Annotated in this window: 20 protein-coding genes; 14 read left to right on the top strand and 6 right to left on the bottom strand. The window is 71.4% G+C overall.

Features of this window, described 5'->3' with window-relative positions; genetic code table 11:
• Window positions 1-104 precede the first annotated feature (104 nt).
• Complete coding sequence (locus tag AB0E05_RS15835) at window positions 105-590, top strand: Lrp/AsnC family transcriptional regulator (protein WP_361963561.1); 486 nt, start codon at window positions 105-107, stop codon at window positions 588-590.
• A 50-nt stretch (window positions 591-640) separates the two neighbouring features.
• On the opposite strand, the gene AB0E05_RS15830 is transcribed toward AB0E05_RS15835, so the two are convergent.
• On the bottom strand, window positions 641-1126 hold the full coding sequence (locus tag AB0E05_RS15830) for an Lrp/AsnC family transcriptional regulator (protein WP_361537609.1): 486 nt from the start codon (window positions 1124-1126) through the stop codon (window positions 641-643).
• 288 nt (window positions 1127-1414) lie between these two features.
• Here AB0E05_RS15830 and AB0E05_RS15825 point away from each other — a divergent pair, with 288 nt between their 5' ends.
• The 10 genes from AB0E05_RS15825 (at window position 1415) to AB0E05_RS15780 (ending at window position 12726) form a co-directional block, all read left to right on the top strand.
• Window positions 1415-2320 carry an ABC transporter permease gene (locus AB0E05_RS15825; protein WP_361963558.1) on the top strand — a complete coding sequence of 302 codons (906 nt, stop codon included), beginning with the start codon at window positions 1415-1417 and terminating at the stop codon, window positions 2318-2320.
• Window positions 2317-3114: an ABC transporter permease gene (locus AB0E05_RS15820; RefSeq protein WP_361963556.1), complete on the top strand. Its 798-nt coding sequence runs from the start codon at window positions 2317-2319 to the stop codon at window positions 3112-3114. Before AB0E05_RS15825 ends, AB0E05_RS15820 begins: the two co-directional genes overlap by 4 nt.
• A gap of 38 nt (window positions 3115-3152) precedes the next feature.
• Entirely contained in the window at window positions 3153-4229 is a 1077-nt protein-coding gene (locus AB0E05_RS15815) for a spermidine/putrescine ABC transporter substrate-binding protein (protein WP_361963554.1), read from the top strand.
• 2 nt (window positions 4230-4231) lie between these two features.
• Window positions 4232-5350 (top strand): ABC transporter ATP-binding protein, encoded by a 1119-nt coding sequence (locus AB0E05_RS15810; protein WP_361963552.1) that lies wholly within the window; start codon window positions 4232-4234, stop codon window positions 5348-5350.
• A 91-nt stretch (window positions 5351-5441) separates the two neighbouring features.
• Entirely contained in the window at window positions 5442-6242 is an 801-nt protein-coding gene (locus AB0E05_RS15805; protein WP_361963550.1) for a carbon-nitrogen hydrolase family protein, read from the top strand.
• Window positions 6243-6248: 6 nt separating this feature from the next.
• Window positions 6249-6923 (top strand): RraA family protein, encoded by a 675-nt coding sequence (locus tag AB0E05_RS15800; protein ID WP_361963548.1) that lies wholly within the window; start codon window positions 6249-6251, stop codon window positions 6921-6923.
• A gap of 45 nt (window positions 6924-6968) precedes the next feature.
• Window positions 6969-7688 carry a 3-keto-5-aminohexanoate cleavage protein gene (locus AB0E05_RS15795; RefSeq protein WP_361963546.1) on the top strand — a complete coding sequence of 240 codons (720 nt, stop codon included), beginning with the start codon at window positions 6969-6971 and terminating at the stop codon, window positions 7686-7688.
• A gap of 396 nt (window positions 7689-8084) precedes the next feature.
• Window positions 8085-8783 carry an HAD family phosphatase gene (locus AB0E05_RS15790; RefSeq protein ID WP_361963544.1) on the top strand — a complete coding sequence of 233 codons (699 nt, stop codon included), beginning with the start codon at window positions 8085-8087 and terminating at the stop codon, window positions 8781-8783.
• Window positions 8784-9242: 459 nt separating this feature from the next.
• Complete coding sequence (locus AB0E05_RS15785) at window positions 9243-10964, top strand: dihydroxyacetone kinase subunit DhaK (RefSeq protein WP_361963542.1); 1722 nt, start codon at window positions 9243-9245, stop codon at window positions 10962-10964.
• A 130-nt stretch (window positions 10965-11094) separates the two neighbouring features.
• The gene (locus AB0E05_RS15780; RefSeq protein ID WP_361963540.1) at window positions 11095-12726 is read left to right on the top strand and encodes a ubiquinol-cytochrome c reductase cytochrome b subunit; all 1632 of its coding nucleotides are present in this window, start codon (window positions 11095-11097) and stop codon (window positions 12724-12726) included.
• Window positions 12727-12754: 28 nt separating this feature from the next.
• On the opposite strand, the gene AB0E05_RS15775 is transcribed toward AB0E05_RS15780, so the two are convergent.
• The 3 genes from AB0E05_RS15775 to AB0E05_RS15765 all read right to left on the bottom strand — a co-directional run bounded on the left by AB0E05_RS15775 (window position 12755) and on the right by AB0E05_RS15765 (window position 15465).
• Window positions 12755-13147 (bottom strand): cytochrome c oxidase subunit 4, encoded by a 393-nt coding sequence (locus tag AB0E05_RS15775; RefSeq protein ID WP_361963538.1) that lies wholly within the window; start codon window positions 13145-13147, stop codon window positions 12755-12757.
• Window positions 13144-14835 (bottom strand): cytochrome c oxidase subunit I, encoded by a 1692-nt coding sequence (ctaD, locus tag AB0E05_RS15770; RefSeq protein ID WP_361963536.1) that lies wholly within the window; start codon window positions 14833-14835, stop codon window positions 13144-13146. The genes AB0E05_RS15775 and ctaD overlap by 4 nt, the downstream gene beginning before the upstream one ends.
• Window positions 14836-14979: 144 nt before the next feature.
• Window positions 14980-15465 (bottom strand): MarR family winged helix-turn-helix transcriptional regulator, encoded by a 486-nt coding sequence (locus AB0E05_RS15765; RefSeq protein WP_361963533.1) that lies wholly within the window; start codon window positions 15463-15465, stop codon window positions 14980-14982.
• A 57-nt stretch (window positions 15466-15522) separates the two neighbouring features.
• On the opposite strand from AB0E05_RS15765, the gene AB0E05_RS15760 reads away from it, so the two are divergent.
• Entirely contained in the window at window positions 15523-16359 is an 837-nt protein-coding gene (locus AB0E05_RS15760; protein WP_361963531.1) for an alpha/beta hydrolase, read from the top strand.
• 80 nt (window positions 16360-16439) lie between these two features.
• Here AB0E05_RS15760 and AB0E05_RS15755 read toward each other — a convergent pair whose 3' ends face one another.
• Both AB0E05_RS15755 and AB0E05_RS15750 read right to left on the bottom strand, forming a co-directional pair.
• A complete protein-coding gene (locus AB0E05_RS15755; RefSeq protein ID WP_361963529.1) occupies window positions 16440-18080 on the bottom strand; it encodes a hypothetical protein in 1641 nt (546 codons plus the stop codon).
• Window positions 18081-18339: 259 nt separating this feature from the next.
• Window positions 18340-19113, bottom strand: a complete 774-nt coding sequence (locus AB0E05_RS15750; RefSeq protein ID WP_361963527.1) for a YoaK family protein — start codon at window positions 19111-19113, stop codon at window positions 18340-18342.
• 162 nt (window positions 19114-19275) lie between these two features.
• Between AB0E05_RS15750 and AB0E05_RS15745 the strand changes: the two genes are divergently transcribed.
• Both AB0E05_RS15745 and AB0E05_RS15740 read left to right on the top strand, forming a co-directional pair.
• The gene (locus AB0E05_RS15745) at window positions 19276-19770 is read left to right on the top strand and encodes a RidA family protein (protein WP_361963525.1); all 495 of its coding nucleotides are present in this window, start codon (window positions 19276-19278) and stop codon (window positions 19768-19770) included.
• A 128-nt stretch (window positions 19771-19898) separates the two neighbouring features.
• Window positions 19899-20645, top strand: coding sequence for a FadR/GntR family transcriptional regulator (locus AB0E05_RS15740; protein WP_361963523.1), 747 nt, complete (start codon window positions 19899-19901; stop codon window positions 20643-20645).
• Window positions 20646-20665: the final 20 nt, after the last annotated feature.

Raw genomic sequence — 20665 nt, 5'->3', positions numbered from 1 at the left:
CGTGCCCGCGTTCCCGCACCGCTGGGGAACATGCGGTACCTCCTGGTTTGTGACGGGCGGCACATTCAGGCGTCATGTGGCCTTTCGGGTGACATGGTGGGGGCGTGCTCGACGACACCGACCGCAGGATCATGCGTGCGCTCACCCGCGACGGACGGACGCCCTACACCGCGCTCGCCCGTGAGCTGGGGGTCTCCGAGGGAACCGTGCGCCAGCGGGTGGCGAGGCTCCAGGAGAGCGGGGTGCTGCGGATCGTCGCGCTCTGCGACCCCTTGCAGTTGGGACACCAGTCCGTGCGGCTGATGATCCGGGTGCGGGACCTGACCCCGCGGGCGGTGGCGAAGACGCTGTCCGGCATGCCGATGATCAACCACGTGGCGCTGTGCGCCGGCAGCCAGGACATCTTCCTGGAGGGCACCTGCCGCGACCAGGCCCAACTCGTCCAGCTCCTGGACGACATCCGGATGCTGCCGGGGGTCTCCCGGGTGCAGGTCCTGCTGTTGCTGGAGCTGTTCAAGGACTACTCGTGGAGCGGGCTGGCGAGCGCGGTCGGCCAGGGCGTCGCCGAGGAACAGTCGACGGAGGACTGAGGAGCAGCCGACGCGGCAGCGGTCGGTGACGATCCGTCCCGGGCCGCCGGTCACCCCGGGATGATCCGCTTCTCCGGACGCACCGGGACCTCCCGGAACCCGGCCCACAGGTACGAGTCCTTGATGACCTCCAGTACGGTCAGCGCCTCCGCGTGCGCCACTCCGTTGACCCGGCGCACGCGCTCGGTGAGCAGCTCCGCCAGGTGCTCCAGGTCGCGGCAGCGGACGTCCACGATCAGGTCGTAGGGCCCCACGCAGGAGGCCACGTACCGCACCTCCGGCATCCGGGACAGCTCCCGCGCCACCAGGGACACCGGAATGTGGTGCACCCGGACCGCGAGGTGGACCTCCATCTCGCCCATGCGCACCGCGTCGGTCATGCCGACGACCTGGAGCACGCCCTTGCGCTGGAGCCGCTGGTAGCGGGCGCGCACCGAAGCCTCGGAGAGGCCGACCGTACGCCCGATCTCGGCGAAGGAGCGGCGGCCGTCCACCCTGAGCTGGTCGATGATCTGCCGGTCCAGGTCGTCGATCACCAAGTCCTCCGGGGCGTGTGCGGGTGCCTGCGGGCACTGTCAGCACCCTCGTTCCCCACTCCGCCGACTGTCAAGGTCGTCCGTCACACCGCCACGGCGCTGCGAGACACGTGGAAATCGGGGCTGCATTCCACGGGATTCGTTGTGGATCCATCTTCTCGGGTCACCACCCGTTCCCCCACGCTTTCCCCATCCGACAACCGGCTCCGAACGACCCGCCCCCGGACAAGGAGTTCAGCACATGCACACCACCCCTCCTCCCGACCGAGCGCCCCGGCGGACGTCCCGATGACGGTCACACAGCCCACCGCCGTCGCGCCGCCCCGGCCCGCGCCCCCGCCGCGCACCCGTCGGGCCGTGGTGACGACGCTGCTGCTGGCGCCCGCCGGAGTCACGGTCCTCGGACTGGTGCTGGTGCCCCTGGTGCTGGTGGTGCGCAACAGCTTCGCCTCGGCCGATGCGTACGGCGGCATCCAGGGCGGCTGGACGCTGGCGAACTACCAGGACCTGATGGACCCGGTCTATCTCAAGGTCTTCAGCTACAGCCTGGGCATGGCGGCCCTGAACACCGCCGTCTGCCTGGTCCTCGGCTACGTCGTCTCGTACTACCTGGCCGGCCGCCCGCCGCAGCGGCAGATGCTGCTGCTCCTGCTGATCATCGTGCCGTTCTGGACCGACTTCCTGGTCCGCACCTTCGCCTGGATCAACCTGCTGAGCCCCGGCGGACCGGTGAACGCACTGACCGACGGGATCGGGCTCACCGACGGCCCCACCCAGTGGATCCCCAGCCAGGGCGCCTCCTTCGTCGGCCTGGTGTACGCCTTCCTGCCGACCGCGATCTTCCCGATCTACGCCGCCCTGCGCGGCGTCGACGGCTCGCTCGGCGAAGCGGCCCGCGACCTGGGCTGCGGCTGGTGGCGGGTGCACACCCGGGTGCTGCTGCCGATCGCCCGGCCCGGCATGCTCGCCGCGGCGCTGCTCACCTTCATCCCGACCCTCGGCGTCTTCGTCATCCCCGTCCTGCTCGGCGGCGGACGCGACCAACTGGTCGGCAACCTCATCGTCACCCTCTACACCGAGTTCCGTAACCAGCCGATGGGCGCCGCCGCCTCCGTGGCGCTGCTGCTCCTGATGGTGGCCTCCATGGCGGCGTTCGGACTGGCCGCCCGACGGCTGAGGAGGAAGTCGGCATGAAGCACGCACTCGACACCGTGACCGCCTGGCTCGCCCGGGGCGTCATCGCCTTCCTCTACGTCCCCATCGCCGTGGTCGTGGTGCTCTCCTTCAACGACTCCGAGGTCACCTACGAGTGGGCCGGCTTCAGCACCCGCTGGTACGGGCGGCTGGCACAGAACACCGAACTGCTCGCCGCCCTGCGCGTCAGCGCCGAGACCGCCCTGATCTCGGCGACGCTCGCCACCCTGTGCGGACTGCTCGCCGCGATGGGCACGGCCCGGCTGCGGGCCCGCGGCAGGGCGCTCTTCTCCGGCGGGCTGTTCCTGCCGCTGATCATCCCGGAGATCGTGCTGGGCGTGGCCCTGCTGTCCGTCTTCGGTGCGATGAGCGCGGAACTCGGCAAGACCACCCTGGTCCTGGGCCACCTGGTGGTGACCCTGCCGTACGCGGCACTGATCGTCCTCGGTGCCTACCGGGCCCTGGACCCCTCGCTGGCGGAGGCCGCCACCGACCTCGGCTGCAACGCCTGGCAGACGTTCCGCCGGGTGACGCTGCCGCTGCTGCGCCAGCCGCTGCTGGCCGCCTGGCTGCTCACCTTCACCATCTCCTTCGGCAACGTCGTGATGTCGACCTTCACCGGCGGCATCGGCAGCACCACCCTCCCGCTGCGCGTCTACTCGATGCTCAAGGGCGGCCTCACGCCCGAGATCAACGCGCTGGGCACGCTGCTCGTCCTCTTCACCCTGCTGATCGTCCTCGGCGTCGGCCTGCGGCAGATGCGCCGCGTCCTGCTCGGCGCCGACCGCTCCTGAACCCCGCTCCTCCGCCCCGTACGAAAGGCACCACCCCCATGCGCGCAAGAAGCGTCTCCAGAGGAGTCCTCGCCGTCTCCGTCGCCACCGTCACCGCCCTCCTCGCCACCGGCTGCGGCGGCTCGGACGCCGACTCCTCGTCCGGCGGCGGCAAGAAGCTGAACGTCTACGCCTGGGCCGGCGAGATCCCCGACTCCGTGGTGAAGAAGTTCGAGCAGGACACCGGCATCGACGTCACCCTCGACACCTTCGACAGCAACGAGACCATGACGGCCAAGCTCAGCTCGGGCTCCGCCGGCTACGACCTCGTCGAACCCAGCCAGTACAGCGTGCAGCAGCTCATCGGGCAGCAGCTGATCGAACCGCTGGACCACTCCCGCATCAAGGGCCTGGACAACCTCGCGGACAAGTTCCGCGACCCGTCGTACGACCCGGGGAACAAGTACTCCGTGCCCTGGATCTGGGGCACCACCGGCTTCGCGTACAACGACAAGTGCATCCCGTCGGCGACCAGCTGGGCGACGCTCTTCGACGACCGGTACAAGGGCAAGGTCTACATGCTCGACAACATGCTGGCCGCCTACATCGCCGGACTCCAGGTCACCGGCGCCCGCGCCACCAGCACCGACAAGGGCGAGATCGAGGCCGCCACCGACGCCCTGACGAAGCAGAAGAAGATGCTCGCGGGCTACAACTCGACCAACTACCCGCAGCTGCTGTCGACCGGGCAGGCGTGCGCGGCCCAGGCGTGGAGCGGCACGGCGATGGCGAAGGCCGTCGCCGCCAACCCGAACGTGCACTACGTCCTGCCCGAGGAGGGCGGCTCCATCTGGACCGACGGCCTCGCCATCCCCAAGGGCGCCAAGAACACGGACGCCGCATACCAGTTCATCAACTTCCTCCTGCGCCCCGAGATCGCCGCCATGGCGACCGACGACGGCGGCAGCGCCAGCACCAACGCCAAGGCCCGGGACTTCGTCAAGGACAAGAAGGCGCTGGAGAACCCCGCGGTGTACGCCTCCGACGCGGCCATCGCGAAGGCGGACTTCCTGCTCGACCCGGGCACCGCGATGAAGCACTTCCAGCAGGGCTGGACCAAGGTGAAGGCGTCCTGACGATGACCCCCGGCACGAAGACCGCCCCCGCGGCGGCGCCCCCCGAGACCGATGCCCCGGCCGTCCGCCTCACCGGCGTGGGCAAGGCGTTCGGCACCACCCGAGCCGTCGCGGACGTCACCCTGGACATCCGCCGGAACGAGTTCTTCTCCATCCTCGGACCGTCCGGCTGCGGCAAGACCACCCTGATGCGGATGATCACCGGCTTCGAGACGCCGGGCGAGGGCACGGTGGAACTCGGCGGCGTCCCCGCCAACACCGTCCCGCCGCACAAGCGCGACCTGAACATGCTCTTCCAGAGCTACGCCCTCTTCCCGCACCTGTCGGTCGCCGACAACGTCGCCTTCGAACTGAAGGTGCGCAGGTCCAGGCCCAAGGCCGAGATCGGCGACGCGGTGCGCGAGGCCCTGGCCCTCGTCCGGCTCACCGGGTACGGAGACCGCTCCATCGCCCAGCTCTCCGGCGGCCAGCGACAGCGCGTCGCCATCGCCCGGGCCCTGATCGGACGCCCCTCCCTGCTGCTCCTGGACGAGCCGCTCGGCGCCCTCGACCAGAAGCTGCGGGCCGAGATGCAACTGGAGCTGAAGAAGATCCAACGGGAGGTCGGGGTGACCTTCGTGACCGTCACCCACGACCAGGAGGAAGCGCTCACCATGTCCGACCGCATCGCGGTCATGGACGGCGGCCGGGTGCTCCAGGTCGACACCCCCGAGGCCATTTATGAACGCCCCGCGACCCGCTTCGTCGCCGACTTCATCGGCACCTCCAACTTCCTCACCGGCACCCTGGACGCCACCGGCCTCGCCGTCCCCGGCCTCGGCCGCCTCCCCGTCCCCGACGGCCACGGCCTCGCCCCCGGCACCGAGGCGCACCTCGCGGTGCGACCGGAGAACGTCCACCTCGCCGGCGCCGACGACGCACCGTCGCCGCGGGCGGACCTCCTCGACGGCACGCTCCAGCAGATCGTGTACCTCGGCAGCGCCACCCGCTACCACCTCACCCTCGCCGACGGCACGGACCTGATCGCCGAGTCGCGCGGCCGGGGCCACGGCGGACTCTCCGTCGGCGCCGGCGTCCGCGCCGGCTGGGACCCCGCCCGGTCCCGGCTGCTCGCCGAATGACCGCCACCGCCCCGGACCCGTTCCGGGTCGCCAACGGCGGTGCACCCCGCACCCGCCGCACCCCGCCCCACCCGCACAAGGAGACACGGCCGTGAAGGTCGCCGCAGCACAGTTCGCCCCCACCGCAGACCCGGCGGCCAACCTCGCCGTCATCGAGGAGATGACCGCCGAGGCCGCCGCCGCGGGCGCCGAACTCGTCGTCTTCCCCGAGGAGTCGATGATCCCCTCCGACGTCCTCGACGAGAACGACGTCCCGCTCGGGGAGTTCGCCGTCACCCACTGGGGGCCCTTCCTCGAAGGCATCTCCCGCACCGCCCGTGCCCACGGCGTCGCGCTCGTCGCCGTCGGATACGAGGACAGCGGCACGGCACTGCCGTACAACACCATGGCCGCCGTGGACGCCGGGGGAGAAGTCCTCGGCCTCTACCGCAAGATGCACCTGTACGACGCCTTCGACTACCGGGAGTCGCGGCACATCCAGCGCGGTGACACGGGTCCCGTCGTCGTCCGCATCGGCGACTTCAACGTCGGCCTGGTGAACTGCTACGACGTCCGCTTCCCCGAGTTCACCCGCTCCCTGGTCGAGATGGGGGCCGATCTGCTGGCGGTGTCCGCGGCCTGGGTGAAGGGGCCGCTCAAGGAGGACCACTGGCGCACCCTGCTGCGCACCCGGGCCATCGAGAACACCTGCTGGGTCGTGGCGTCCTCGCTCACCACCCCCGACTGCATCGGCACGTCCATGGCCGTGGACCCCCTCGGCGTGGTGCGCGCCTCCCTCGGCGAGGAGGAGCGCTCGCTGCTCGTGGTCGACGCCGACAAGGACCGGATCGACCGGGCCCGCACGGTCCTGCCCGTGCTCCGCAACCGCCGCATCATCATCGGACCGAGGTGACCCGCCGTGCCCCTGGACATCCGCGAACTGCCCGCCCCGCTGGACGCCGCGCTCGTCGAGCGGCTGCGGACGGTCGACTTCCCCACCCTCGGCCACTACCTGGAAGAGGGGTTCTGCCACCCCGGACTCCAACGCGTCGCCGGCCGCGGCAAGTTGGTCGGTCGAGCCGTGACCGTACGGACCACCGCCACCGACTCCACGATGCTCCACCACGCCGCCGGCCTCGTCGGCCCCGGTGACGTGGTCGTCGTCGACACCGGCGGCGACCGCCGCCACGCACCCCTCGGCGAGGTGCTGGCGAACGCGCTCGCCGCGCGCGGTGCGGCCGGCGCCGTGGTCGACGGCCTCGCCACCGACGTCGACGCCCTGCGGGAGGTCGGACTGCCGGTGTACGCCTTCGGCCGCAGCGCGCTGACGACCAAGCTGCACGGACTGGCCGACGGCTCGCTGTGCGCCCCCATCACGTGCGGCGGTGTCCCGGTGCACCCGGGCGACCTGGTGCTCGGCGACGCCAACGGCGTCATCATCGCCCCGGCCGGCCGGCTCGCCGCCGTGCTGGAGGACGCGATCGACGACGACGCGCAGGAACCGGCGCTCGTGGCCGAAGTGCGGCGCGGTGCGCCGCTGGGGTCGCTCACCGGCGCCACCGACATGCTCCGCGGGCTGGGCGCGTTCGACTGAGCCGGCGCACCCGCCCGATTCCGTTCCACCTCCGAAAGGACCACCGTGTTTCTGAAAGCCGCCGTCAACGGCGGGCGCTCCCAGGCCGAGCGCCCCACCGTCCCGGTCACCGCCGCGGAGATCGCCGCCGACACCCTGGCGGTGCTCACCGCCGGGGCGGACGTCGTCCACTTCCACGTCCGCACTCCCGACGGCGGGCAGACCATCCGGCCCGACGCACTCGCCGAGGTGCTGACCGCGATCCGGGCCGTCGCCCCCGAAGCCGTGGTCGGCACCACCACCGGCCTGTGGACCTGCTCCGGCCCCGAGCAGCGGTACGCCCTGGTCAAGGCGTGGGACGTCCTGCCCGACTTCGCCTCCGTCGCCTTCAGCGAGGAGGGGGCGGCCGAGACCGCCGAACTCGTACGGGAGCGGGGGATGGTGCTGGAGAGCGCCGTCTGGACGATGGACGACGTCCCCGCCCTGCTCGCGTCACCGACCCTGCACGACAACGTGCGCATCCTGATCGAACCCGTCGAGGAGGACCCGACGGAGGCGGTGGCCGCGGCGCGCGCCATGGCCGGGCGCATCCGTGCGGCCGGCTTCCGGGCTCCGATCCTCTACCACGGCGAGGGACCGACGGTGTGGCCGCTGGTCCGGGCCGCGGCCGAGGACGGCCACCAGACCCGGATCGGCTTCGAGGACGGCACCGACCTGCCCGACGGCAGCGACGCCCCCGACAACGCGGCGCTGGTACGGGCGGTGCGCGAGCTGACGGCCGGCTGAGCCCGACCGACGACGGACGCCCCCGCCACCGGGAACCACGGCAGCACGCCCCGCCCCGCGTTGGAACATGTTCCGGTGGGAACGAGAATGCATCGATCACATGGCTGTTTTCCGGGGCGGGGTATCGGGATGATCCGGTATGCGATAGCCCTTTTCGATTCTGGGTGATGATAGGACTTGGGCGGCACGGGGTTCCGTGCCGCTCACTTTTCCGTTTGTGTCACTTTCTGAATCTTCGTTGACTTGTAGCTGTAGTGGGAAATAGCTTGCCAATAGTCACCTTTCTCGACTCTGGTGCGGCTCGACCGATCGTGTGCGAGCAAGCCACGTGCTTTCCGGCGGGCCGACGGAATCCGGAGTTCGATCTCACTCCAGAACGAATGAAGGGGTGTTGGCATGCTGAAAAACAGAAGCCCGCGGTGGTCTCCACGAGCAGTGGTCTTCGACTGCGACGGAACGCTGCTGGACAGCGAGAAACACTGGATGGACGCCCGACGGCACGTGCTGGCGGGGCACGGAGTCGCCCTGGACGAGAAGTTCGCCGATCTGGCGCAGGGCGTCCACTACACGGAGTGCGGCCGACTGATGGCCACCCTGGCGGGCCGGCCCCGGCTCGCCGCCACGATGACCGACGAACTCCTGCGGGCCTTCCGCGCCTTCGCCTCGGCCAGCCCCGTCACCTGCCCCGGGGCGCCCGCCCTGGTGGCGTCCGCGGCCAGTCGGGTGCCGCTCGCGGTCGCCAGCAACTGCCCCCAGGACGTGGTGGAGACCTGCCTGGAGTCCGCGGGGCTGCTCGGACACTTCCGCCATGTGGTCGTGCCCGGGGGCGACGTCCGGCCGAAGCCCGATCCCGACGTGTACGCGGAGGCCGCGTCCCGGTGCGCCGTCGCCCCCGCCTCGTGCCTCGCCCTTGAGGACTCGCTCTGCGGAATCCAGTCGGCGGTCAGCGCCGGCATTCCGGTCATCGGCGTCGGCGAGAACCCCTCGCCGGAACATCTCCGGCTCGCGGACGCATGGGTGCCGTCCCTCGCGGACTCGCAACTCAACGCCTGGGTCAGCGGCTGGGAGCAGTACGGCCCGTCCGGCGTGAACTGAGCGACACGAAAAGCAAACGGGGGTCCAGGCGGAACCGTGCCGGACTTTCTCAGTGAGCCTCTTCTTGGTGATTCCCGCTGACGTGGAATTCTCGCCGAATCGTCCCGTTGAATTGCCTGGGTTATTTTCTCGTTCGCTCATGCGGAATCGGCGGCAACGCCGATTCCATGCCTCCTCGCGCTCAACCGCTTCCTTCACCTTGGGGCACTCGTCGGGGCTGGTGCGCCGCGTACGCGTTGCCGTCGATGCCGGTCCTGGGGCCCGCCCTCGGACGCGACCCACGTGCGGTCGACTCGGCTTACCATCGCCTCGTGGAGGAGGAACACGGGTCCGGCACCGGCCCGCCCGCCTCCGGCGGGCGTTCCATCGGCCGCCCGCGTGGGCGTCCCCGCGCACCGGTCATCGCGCGGGCGGGCAGCGGCGCTGTCGCGCCGGTGCCGTCACCCGTTTGGAGGCGCGATGAGTCACTTCCTGCCCGAAGACGAGGTCGTGCTGAGGGCGTGCCAGGGGCTCGCCCTCACCTACCCCGGGATCGGCCTGTGCGTCGAGCCGCTGTACCTGCTGGCCACCCGGCCCGCACCGCAGCGCCGCGTCGCCCTCGTGGCCGGCGGCGGCGCCGGCCACGAACCCCTGCACACCGGACTGCTGGGCAGGGGCGGACTGGACGCCGTCGTCCCCGGCGCCGTCTTCACCTCGCCCGGCAGCGCGCAGATAGCCGCCGCCACCCTGGCCGCAGCCCTGCTCGGTCCGCGCGACGGCGTCCTGCTCATCGTGAAGAACTACACCGGCGACCGGATCAACTTCGCCCTCGCCGCCGACCAGGTACGGGCCGCCGGCATACCCGTCGCCGAGGTCGTCGTCGACGACGACCTCGCCACCGACGAAGCAGCAGCGGGCCGGCGCGGCACCGGAGCCACCGTCGTGGTGGAAAAGCTCCTCGGCGCCCTCGCGGACCAGGGCACCGACCTCGACGGGCTCGCCGAACTCGGCGGCCAGGTCGCCGCGGCCTCCCGCAGCATCGCCGTCTGCGCCCGCGCCCACACCTCACCTGCCGACCGGACACCCGCCTTCCACCTCGAACCCCGGTCGCTCGACTACGGAATCGGCATCCACGGCGAACGGGCCGCACACATCCTCGCCGACCACCCCTCCGTCGACCTCGTCGTCACCCGCATGCTCGACGAACTCCTCGGCCACGTCCCCACCGGCCCCTACGGAGTGATAGCCGCCATCTCCAGCCTCGGCGGCACCAGCGACCTGGAACTGCGCATCATCAGCGCCCTCGTCCACCAGGACCTCACCTCCCGCGGCGTCCACGTCCACGCGCTGGCCGCCGGGACCTACGTCACCGCCCTCGACATGGCCGGCTTCAGCATCACCCTCACCGGACTGGCCCCCGGCTGGGCCGGCCTGTGGGACCTGCCCACGGACACCCCGCTGCGCCTGCCGGGCTCCGCCGCGTCCACCACCACGACGCTCGCGCCCCCCACCCACGTCCCGCCCACCGCCGACCGAAGCGGAACCGCCGCAACGGCGCAGTACGGCGGCCGGGCCTTCCTCGACGAACTCCACCAGGTCGCCGCCCTCGCCCACGCCGACCTCACCGCACTGGACCAGGCCACCGGAGACGGTGACTTCGGGGACAACTTCTGCGGCGGCGTCACGGCGGCCGTCTGGCTGGCCGACCGTGCCAAGATCGCCGGGACCACCGCACTGGCCGACACCTTCCGCGACCACGTCGGTGGCTCCAGCGGCCCCCTCTTCGGCATGCTCTTCACCGCCCTCGCCCCCAGCGCCGACCACTTCCCCGCCGACATCCCCGCCCTCGCCGCAGCCCTGCGTCGCGCCCTGAGCCGCATCACCGCCATCGGCGGGGCGCGCCCCGGCGACTGCACCCTCGTCGACGCCCTCGCTCCCGCGGCCGACGCCCTGGCCGTCACCCCACCGGCCGAACCCGGCCGCGCCCTGACCGCCGCCGCCCACGCCGCGATCGACGGCGCCCACCGCACCGCAGCCCTCACCGCCCGCCGCGGCAGGGCCAGCTACACCGGCCACCACTCCGAAGGACTGCCCGACCCCGGGGCCGTCGCGATCGCCCTCGTCCTCACCGCCCTCGCTCACGTCCACGAACCCCGCATCGCGAAGGAACTCCCCGCCCTCCCCGACATCATCCGGTGCTGACGGACCGCCAAACGGACCCGTGGCCCCGGGTGTCACCGTCCGCACCCCGTGCATTCCGTGATCCCATGGACACCTGATGTGACAAGCAGTCAGGAGTGTCGGTCCGGGGGTCGTCAGGAAGGTCTCGGGGATGGAGCAGCCGACACCCCCCACGCGCCCGCGCCCGGCGGGCGAGCGACTGGCCGACTGGGCCGACGGACGGCTGCCGCTGTACGAAGCCGCCCGCAGCGCCCTGCGCAAGGCGTTCCCCAACCACTGGTCCTTCCTCCTGGGTGAGCTGGCCCTGTACAGCTTCGCCGTGCTCGTGCTGACCGGGGTCTTCCTCACCTTCTTCTTCGACCCGTCCATGGAGCAGTCGGTGTACGAAGGCTCCTACCGGCCGCTGCAAGGCGTACCGGTGTCGCAGGCGTACGCCACCACGCTGGAGCTGAGCTTCGACGTCCGCGGCGGGCTGCTGGCCCGGCAGATCCACCACTGGGCCGCGCTGCTCTTCGTGGCGTCCATCGCGGCCCATCTGCTGCGGGTGTTCGTCACCGGCGCCTTCCGGCGCCCCCGCGAGCTGAACTGGGCGGTCGGCGTGACGATGTTCCTGCTCGCCATGGTCGAGGGGTTCGCCGGCTACTCCCTCCCCGACGACCTGCTGTCGGGCACGGGGCTGCGCACCGCGCAGGGCATCATGCTGTCCGTGCCGGTCGTCGGCACGTATTTCTCGTTCCTCGTCTTCGGCGGGCAGTTCCCCGGCGAGGACATCGTGCCCCGGCTGTACGCCGCCCACATCCTGCTGGTCCCCGGGCTGCTGGTGGCGCTCGTCACCGTGCACCTGGCGCTGGTGGTGTACCTCAAGCACACCCAGTGGGCGGGGCCGGGGAGGACCGCGCGGAACTCCGTCGGCGAGCCCGTCCTCCCGCGCTACCTGGCGAAGTCGGGCGGGCTGTTCTTCCTGGTCTTCGCCGTCCTCGCGGTGTGCGGGGCGATCGCACAGATCAACCCCGTCTGGGTGTACGGCCCCTACCGCGTCGACCAGGTGTCCACGGGCTCGCAGCCGGACTGGTACGTCGGCTTCCTCGAAGGCGCCCTCCGGCTGATGCCCGGGGTGGAGACCCGACTGTGGGGCCACACCCTGTCCTGGAACCCGCTGCTGCCCGGAGTGGTGCTGCCGGGGCTGCTGTTCCTGGTGCTGTACGCGTACCCCTTCTTCGAGCGGTGGATCACCGTCGGCGCGGGCGAGCGGCACCTGTGCGACCGGCCGCGGGACCGGCCCGTGCGGACCGGGCTGGGCGCGGGGGCCGTCACGGCGTACGCGGTGCTGCTGGTCGCCGGGGCGCAGGACGTGGTCGCCTTCGTCTTCGACGTCCCCGTCCAGGAGCTGACCTGGGCCCTGCGGGCGGGCCTGCTGGTCCTGCCGCCGCTGGCGTTCTGGGTGACCAGACGGGTGTGCCTGGGACTCCAGGAACGGGAGGGAAGACGGTTGGTGCAGGGCGAGGGGACCGGCGGCGTACGGCAGTCCGCCGACGGCGGATACCACCCGGAGCACCGTTCGGTGTCGCCCGAGCGCCGGTACACGGCCCTGGTCAGGGAAGTCCCCGCGCCGCTCGTGGCCCCCGACCCGCTGCCGGACGAACGCCCCCGACAGCGCTGGACCCGAAGGCTGCGCACGGGACTCAGCACCTGGTACTACGGCGACCGGGCCGGTCGGATCGCCCCGCCGGAGGAACGGGAACGGGTCCTCGTCGGCCCGACGCGCCACGACGGACGGGAGTGACCCGCCGGGCCTCCGCGTTCGTCGCCCTTCAGTCCGCTTCGTCGTGGCCGCCGAAGACGAACCCGTACACCCCCGGCACCAGCACGCCCACCCCGATCAGGAAGATCCACAGCCCTTTGACCACCCCGAGCCCCAGCAGGGCGAACCCGGCCGCCGCGGTCACCGGCGCGTAGCTGTGCGGCCGGGGGAAGGCGAAGCGCCGCCCCGCGGTGTCCTGGACCCGGGCGTCCTTGCGGTCCTCCGGGCGGGGGAGGGTCCGTAGCCGCTGCCGCCACAGGAACGCCGAGATCAGGGCGGTCATCGCGAAGGACACGAGCAGTGCCGACAGACCGGCCGGCTCGCGGGCGAAGACCCCGTAGACCACGGCGACGCCCAGGAAGAAGCCGGCCGTCGCGGTGAACAACCACGCCTCGCCCTTCACCGTGCTCCCTCCCCGGAGGCCGCACGGGCGTCCGCGCCGAGCGCCTCGGGATGGTGCAGGTCGAAGGCGGGCGAGTCCGAGCGGATGCGGGGCAGGGCGTGGAAGTTGTGGCGCGGCGGGGGCGAGCCCGTCGCCCACTCCAACGAACGCCCCCACCCCCACGGGTCGTCGAGGGTGACGCGCACGCCGCGGCTCGCCGTCCGCCAGACGTTGTAGAGGAAGACCAGCGTCGACAGTCCGAGGACGAAGGACCCGATCGTGGCGAGGGTGTTCAGGGCGGTGAACCCGTCGCCCGCCAGATAGTCGGCGTAGCGGCGGGGCATGCCCTGTTCGCCGAGCCAGTGCTGGACCAGGAAGGTGAGCTGGAACCCGACGAACAGCGTCCAGAAGTGGATCGCGCCCAGCCGCTCGTCGAGCATCAGCCCGGTGAGCTTGGGCCACCAGAAGTAGAAGCCGCCGAAGGTCGCGAAGGCAATGGTCCCGAACAGCACGTAGTGCAGGTGCGCCACCACGAAGTAGCTGTCCGTCAGATGGAAGTCCAGCGGAGGCGAGGCGATCAGGACCCCCGTCAACCCGCCGAGGAGGAAGGTCACCAGGAAGCCGACGGACCACAGCATCGGCGTCTCGAAGGAGACCGAGCCCTGCCAGGTCGTGCCGATCCAGTTGAAGAACTTCACCCCCGTCGGCACCGCGATCAGGAACGACATCAGCGAGAAGAAGGGCAGCAGCACCGCGCCCGTGGCGAACATGTGGTGCGCCCAGACCACGGCGGACAGGCCCGTGATCGCGATCGTGGCGCCCACCAGCCCCACGTAGCCGAAGATCGGCTTGCGGCAGAAGACCGGCAGGATCTCCGAGACGATCCCGAAGAACGGCAGCGCCACGATGTAGACCTCCGGGTGGCCGAAGAACCAGAACAGGTGCTGCCACAACAGCGCCCCGCCGTTGGCCGCGTCGAAGACCTGCGCCCCGAACTTGCGGTCGGCCTCCAGCACCAGCAGGGCGGCGGTCAGCACCGGGAAGGCGAGCAGGGCCAGCACCGAGGTGAAGAGCACGTTCCAGGTGAAGATCGGCATCCGGAACAGGGTCATGCCCGGGGCCCGCAGGCAGATGACCGTGGTGATGAAGTTGACCGAGCCGAGGATCGTGCTCAGCCCGGACACGACCAGCCCCATCACCCACAGGTCCGCTCCCGCGCCGGGTGTGTGGTCCGCGCTGTTCAGCGGCGCGTAGGCGAACCAACCGAACGACGCGGCCCCGCCGGTGGTGAGGAACCCGGCGACGACGAGCAGCCCGCCGAAGAGGTACACCCAGTAGGTGAGGGCGTTCAGCCGGGGGAACGCCACGTCGGGGGCGCCGATCTGCAACGGCATGATCACATTGGCGAAGCCGGTGAAGGTGGGCGTCGCGAACAGCAGCATCATCACGGTGCCGTGCACGGTGAACAGTTGGTTGTACTGCTCCGCCGAGACGATCTGGAGCCCGGGCCTCGCCAGCTCCGCCCGCATCACCAGCGCCAGGCCGCCGGCGAACAGGAAGAACGCGAACGAGGTCGCCAGGTACATCCGCCCGATCGTCTTGTGGTCCGTCGTCGACAGCAGATCGAGGAGCCGGGCGCCCAGGGCCACGCGCCGGTGCGCCCGTTCGGTCGCGACACCGTCCGGTGGCCGGCGGTCCACCTCGGTCATCCGTCCCTCCCGGGCTCAGCACGCGTACGGCGGGGCGACGTACTGGGCCAATCTGACACCGCTGGTCCCTCAGCGCGCCGGACGACGTGCCGCCGCGTGCCGCCGTCACCCGGCTGACCGTGCCGCTGGGGGCGTTCGTACGGATCAGACGGACCCGGCCGGCGCGTCCTCTTCGCCGAAGAGCGCGAGCATCTGACCCAGCACCTTGACGCAGGCCGCGATCTCGGCGTCGGTGAGGTCACCGCCGGTGCGGCGCAGCAGCAGCTTCTCGCGGGCGGTGACCGCCGTGATCGCCACCAGTCCCGCGTCGGTGAGCCGGATCAGCGGGGAGCGCCGATGGGCCGGGTTCGCCACGGTCTCCACCCACTGCTCGGCCGCCGCGTCGTGCACCATCCGCTGTACGAACTGCCTGCTCAGCTCCTGCGTACGGCTCATCTGAGGGACGGTCATGGGGCCCTGCGCCCGGAGCAGGTCGAGGACGGCCCGCACTCCCACGGACAGGCCCTGCGCTGGGGCGGTCTGCTCCACCTTGCGCAGCACCCGCCGGTAGAGGAGTCCCACCAGGCCCAGCACCTCCGCGAGGTGGTCGGCGAGGTCGTCGGACGGCAGGGGCTCTGAGGTCTCGGACACCCGACCATCATGACACCTCGGTTGTCATTCCTCGACCATCATGACACCTTGGTTGTCATGAATGACGCACCCCCGAACACCGGCACGCAGGAGTTCCGCACCGAGGACGGCGCCCTCGCCTATCGCGACTGCGGCACGGGAGACGCCCTCGTCCTGCTGCACGGCGGCTTCCTGGACCACGCCATGTGGCAGACGCAGATCGACTTCTTCGCCCGCTCCCACCGGGTGATCGCGCCGGACGCCCGGGGACACGGCGGCTCCGCCAACGCCACCCGGCCCTTCCGCCACACCGACGACGTCGCCGCCCTGCTGCGCCACCTCGACTGTGCGCCCGTGGTCGTGGTCGGGCTGTCGATGGGCGGCGGGATCGCCACCGACACCGCACTCGAACACCCCGACCTGGTGCGGGCCCTGGTGGTCAGCGGGGTGGGGACCAGCGAGCCCGACTTCGGGGACCCCTGGACGACCGGTGTGCTGGCGGACTTCCAGCGGGCGCTGGCCGCGGGCGACGCCGCGGGCGGGATCGAGCGCTTCCTCGACTTCGCCGCCGGCCCCCACCGCACGCTGGCCGACGTCGCACCCGAGGTCGTGCACGCCCTGCGGCAGATGGCGTGGCGCACCCTCGCCAAGCACAGCGCCGGGGAGCCGGTGGCGATGGTGCCGGTGACCCGGACCTGGGAGCGGCTGCCGGGCATCGCGGTCCCGACCCTCGCCCTCAACGGCGGGGTGGACTCGCAGGACCACCTGCGGATGGCCGGCCGGCTCGCCCGCGAGGTGGCGAACGGCCGGACGGCGGTGGTCGAACGGACGGCGCACTACCCGAACATGGAGCGGCCCGAGGTCTTCAACGCGATCCTCGCCGAGTTCCTGGAGGGGCTGCCCGAGGCCCCGTGACCCCGCGCGGGCCGGTGCGTCCCGTACGCGAGAACGGCCGGTGTCCCCGACTGCTCGGGGACACCGGCCGGTTCACCGGCTCAGCTGCGGGCGGCCGGCTCCGGCGCCCGGTCGCCCGGCGCCCCTGCGACCGCCGCCTCGGCCCGTACCGCCCTGCGGAACTCCCCGCTGCGCCCGGCGCAGTCCGCGCAGATCGCGGGGGAGCCCTCGGCCGACGGGTCCCGGTCCATCTCGGCCGCGATGTACGAGTGGTCGCACCGGTGGCAGCGGATCCGGGCCTCCCAGATGTCGTCCACCTCGTCCCGCGGGTCCGCGCCGCGGTCGAGCACGGGGGAGCGCGTCAGCCGCAGCGCGAGCAGGTACAGCCCGATGCTCAGCACGAACGTCAGCGGCGAGGACCACGTCGTACCGAACGTGCCGGTGAACTCCAGCACCACGATGCCGGTGAAGGAGGACACCAACCAGACCGCGGCGCCCGGGGCGATGGACTTGACCCGGCCCGGACGGAACTCCGGCAGGCCGTCCCGGTCTCCGTTGCGGTGCAGCGCGAGGTGCGTGAGCACGATGCCGACCCAGCCCACCACGAAGGCGCCCTGCCAGGCCAGTGCGGTCAGGACGTAGCTGAGCACGTCGGTGAGCATGATCAGGTACGTCACCACGCTCGCCAGCGCGAGGGCCACCACGCGCGGCACCCGGACGTGGAAGAGCCGGGCGACGGTGGCCTCCAGGTTCGTGGACGCCACGTAGTAGTTGGCGGTGTTGATGCGGGACTGCGTCAACCAGACGACGCCGAGGCCCCAGACCCCCATCAGGGCGACGACGGTGTCGCCGATCGCCGTCTCGGTCGGCATGCCGACGGCTCCGGCCGCGAGCACCAGGAAGATGCCGATGAGGCCGTTGACGAAGTAGCAGAAGAAGTAGAAGACCGGGCCGAAGGTGACGACGCCGTGGAACTTCGCGTCCTCGCGCTTGCCGAAGCGGCCGAAGTCGATCGTGTACATCATGAACACGAACACGCCCATGTAGACGAAGAAGGCGTACAGCCAGCCGGGCGCCCCGAGGTCGGGCAGCACGTCCGGGGTGTGGGTGAGCCAGCCGGAGGGCTTGTACTCGCGGGCGGCCAGGATCACCACGATGATCAGGCCGGTCCAGTACAGCGGCAGCAGGGCGCCGTTGAACTTGTCGAGCCAGCGGCGCACCCCGCCGATGACCATGGGGACGTTGCTCAGGATCGAGATGGCGTACCAGACCTCGATCGTGAACGCCCCGGTGTAGGCGTGCAGCGCGTGGGCGATGACGGAGCCCTCGAACACCGCGTAGTAGATGGCGGTGGCGGCCAGCACGAGCGGCGCCAGGACCGAGCCGATCGAACCGAAGATCCGCTGCGAGAGCAGGGCCACGGTCAGCCCGGTGCGGGCGGCGTAGCGGGAGAAGACGTAGTTGACCGTGCCGAACACGGCGACCGCGAGCAGGATGCCGATCAAGGTGTTCACGGTGCCGACGGTCACCGCCAGGGTGGCCGCGGTGACGAGGTAGAACATCCCGCTGACCAGGGCGTACCAGGTCATGGCCAGGGACAGCCGCCCGCTGCGCCAGGTCAGCGGGACGATGTGGGTCGAGTAGTCCTCGTTGGCGGCCTCCTTGACGACGCGGGGGTCGTCGGTGAAGGACACGTCCAAGGGGGCGAGCGGGGCGGAGACGTCCGGGCGTGGTGAGGTCACGGGGAGTCCTTGGGAGACGGCCGCCTTTGGGGGAGAGCGGGTGCGGGGCGCCGGGATGCCGGCGGGCGGGGAACCGGTGGACCCGGTTCGCCCGCCTCGCGGGCGAGTGCGGCGCAGGGGCGGCTTGGTCGGCCCCGGGGCCCTCCGGCAGGGCGGGCCTCGTGCGGCCAAAGGTGTGGCCGGTTACCGCTACTTGTCAACGACCTCAGTGTGAAATGGGGGTCAGACAACGGAAAACGTTAGTTGTTCTCATATTTATCTACGGATTTCGTCGCACTGAGTGGAGTCGTGCCCCCAGGGCGAGCGTCACCGCGACGAGTGCGGGAGCGATGAGCGCGGCGGCCGTGGGGGAGTGGCGCAGGGCCAGTGCGCCGGCCAGGGCGCCGAGGACCAGGGCCAGCAGCACGCCGAGCCGACGCGGCAGGTGAGCCGCCGAGCCGTGCGAGGCGGCCTCCGCGACCGAGGTCAGGGTCCCGGTGACGAAGGTGGTGGTGATCCCGCCGAGCGCGACCCGTCGTGCGCACGCCGTCTGCACCCCCATCGCCCATGCCGACAGGCTGACCAGGCCGACGTCCGCCACCTCGCCCGGCCGGCCTTCCACGGCGGCCCACCCGGCGAGGAAGCCCAGCTGGCAGACGAGGCTCACCGCCAGCGCCGCCGTGATGCGGGGTGGCCACACCGCCCCCTTCGGCAGGTCGCGGGTCATCAGGAAGGCCACCACCAGGCCGGCGGTGAAGGCCACCGTCGCCGCGGCGGCGCGGGCCACGTGCAGGTCCACGCCGTGGGACCCCGCGATGCCGAGCAGGACCAGGTTGCCGGTCATGTTGGCGGTGAAGACCCCGCCGAGGCCGAGGTAGGCCACCGCGTCGGTGGCCCCGGCTGCGACGGTCAGCAGGAGCGGTAGGACGTCGGCGAGACGCCGCCCCGCCCGATCGTCGCTCTTCGACGCCGTACCGGCCCCGCCTGGCGCTGGAGACGGCCCGTGCGGTCGGTCGCGGGGGTCCTCAGGGCGGTCCGCTGGCTGATTTTGCATGGTGCCGTTCCTCGGGGTCTGAAGCCGTCGTTGACGACGTGCCGCCGACGACGGGGGTTGACATGGGGGAAAACGTGACCAAACAATAAACCCGCTTGGTCGGACCATCTGACTATCTTGGCCCACCGGCAGGGCCACCACGATCCCGAAGGCACGATCTCCATGGCTCAAAACGATCCCGAGACCCGCGTTCGCGAACTGGGACTCGTCATCCCCGACTTCTCCGCCCGGCCCTACTACGGCGCCGAGTACGGATCCATGAAGCCCCACCACATCAGCGGCAACCTGCTCTTCCTCGGCGGCCACACCGCCGACGACGCGGACGGCAACGTCCGCCACCCCGGACGGCTCGGCGCCGACGTCACCATCGACGAGGGCTACGAGGCCGCCCGCTTCACCGCGCTCAACTGCCTGGGCGGCATCCGCTACGCCCTCGGCTCGCTGAACCGCGTGAGCTCCCTTGTACGCTCACTGTGTTTCGTCGTCAGCACCCCGGAGTTCGAGGACGTGCACAAGGTGTCCTCAGGCGCGACGGACCTCTTCCGCGAGGTCTTCGGGCCCGAGGCCGGCCTCGGCGGCCGGGCCACCATCGGCGTGATGAGCCTGGCCCGCCGCAGCTGCTTCGAGAACTGGCTCACCGTCGAGATCGACGACTGACCGCGCCCGTGCCGCGGTTCGCGGGGCCGCCGCCCGGCGGACACGCGGCCGTGCGCCCGGCACCACCCCGCCCGCACCCGGCGGCGCCCGCCCCGGCGCCGTACGGCCCCGACCGGAAAGGCCCCCCGGTGCCCCTCGACTGGACCCTCATCGCCCCCGAGGCCGCACTCGGCCCCGACCGGCTCGCCGGACGCCTCCAGGGACTCATCGAGGACGGCCGGTTGGCCCCGGGCACCCGCATCCCGTCCGAACGTGAACTCGCCGAGAAGCTCCGCATCTCCCGGGCCTCGGTACGCGAAGCGCTGCGGGAGCTGGAGCTTCGCGGGCTCGTCAACCGCAAGCCGGGCCGGGGCACCATCGTCACCGGCGCCGACCGCCCCGATCTGCACGCCCGCCAACTCGGCGACATGGACGACGCGGCCCGCCTCGTCCACGAAGTCATGGACCTGCGCTCCGCGGTGGAGCCGCCCGTCGCCGCGCGCGCCGCGGTCCGGGCCACCGACGGCGACCTCCAGCACCTCGCCGACCTGCTGTCCCGGGCCGAGGCCGAGCGCGAACGCGACAACCTCACCGCCCTGATCGAACTGGACGGCGCCTTCCACGTCGCCGTCGCGAAGGCCGCGCACAACCCCATGCTGACCCGGCTCCTCGAAGCCACCAACGAATGGGTCGGCCCCTCCCGCGACCCCCAGTACCAGTCCACCGAACGCCTCGCCACCTCCCTGCGCGCCCACCGCCGCATCCTCGCCGCGATCATCGGCCACGACAGCGAGGCCGCGGCCCAGGCCATGGCCGACCACCTCGTCGAGGTGCAGGGAATGATCATCGACACGCTGGAGCACGGCGGCCCCGCCCCCTCGCACCCGGGGACCTGACCGGACTCCTCGCCCGCTGC

It is taken from the genome of Streptomyces sp. NPDC048057 (genome assembly GCF_040653095.1).
In the GTDB taxonomy this organism is placed as follows: Bacteria; Actinomycetota; Actinomycetes; order Streptomycetales; family Streptomycetaceae; genus Streptomyces.
This window is presented reverse-complemented; position numbering and strand designations above follow the sequence as displayed.

What these genes read in the sequence shown, in the direction of transcription:
- AB0E05_RS15785 (WP_361963542.1), top strand. Translation starts at nt 9,243, where the DNA reads ATGAGTCACTTCCTGCCCGAAGACGAGGTCGTGCTGAGGGCGTGCCAG.
- AB0E05_RS15745 (WP_361963525.1), top strand. Translation starts at nt 19,276, where the DNA reads ATGGCTCAAAACGATCCCGAGACCCGCGTTCGCGAACTGGGACTCGTC.
- AB0E05_RS15780 (WP_361963540.1), top strand. Translation starts at nt 11,095, where the DNA reads ATGGAGCAGCCGACACCCCCCACGCGCCCGCGCCCGGCGGGCGAGCGA.
- AB0E05_RS15750 (WP_361963527.1), bottom strand. Translation starts at nt 19,113, where the DNA reads ATGCAAAATCAGCCAGCGGACCGCCCTGAGGACCCCCGCGACCGACCG.
- AB0E05_RS15810 (WP_361963552.1), top strand. Translation starts at nt 4,232, where the DNA reads ATGACCCCCGGCACGAAGACCGCCCCCGCGGCGGCGCCCCCCGAGACC.
- AB0E05_RS15760 (WP_361963531.1), top strand. Translation starts at nt 15,523, where the DNA reads ATGAATGACGCACCCCCGAACACCGGCACGCAGGAGTTCCGCACCGAG.
- AB0E05_RS15825 (WP_361963558.1), top strand. Translation starts at nt 1,415, where the DNA reads ATGACGGTCACACAGCCCACCGCCGTCGCGCCGCCCCGGCCCGCGCCC.
- AB0E05_RS15820 (WP_361963556.1), top strand. Translation starts at nt 2,317, where the DNA reads ATGAAGCACGCACTCGACACCGTGACCGCCTGGCTCGCCCGGGGCGTC.
- ctaD (WP_361963536.1), bottom strand. Translation starts at nt 14,835, where the DNA reads ATGACCGAGGTGGACCGCCGGCCACCGGACGGTGTCGCGACCGAACGG.
- AB0E05_RS15815 (WP_361963554.1), top strand. Translation starts at nt 3,153, where the DNA reads ATGCGCGCAAGAAGCGTCTCCAGAGGAGTCCTCGCCGTCTCCGTCGCC.
- AB0E05_RS15790 (WP_361963544.1), top strand. Translation starts at nt 8,085, where the DNA reads ATGCTGAAAAACAGAAGCCCGCGGTGGTCTCCACGAGCAGTGGTCTTC.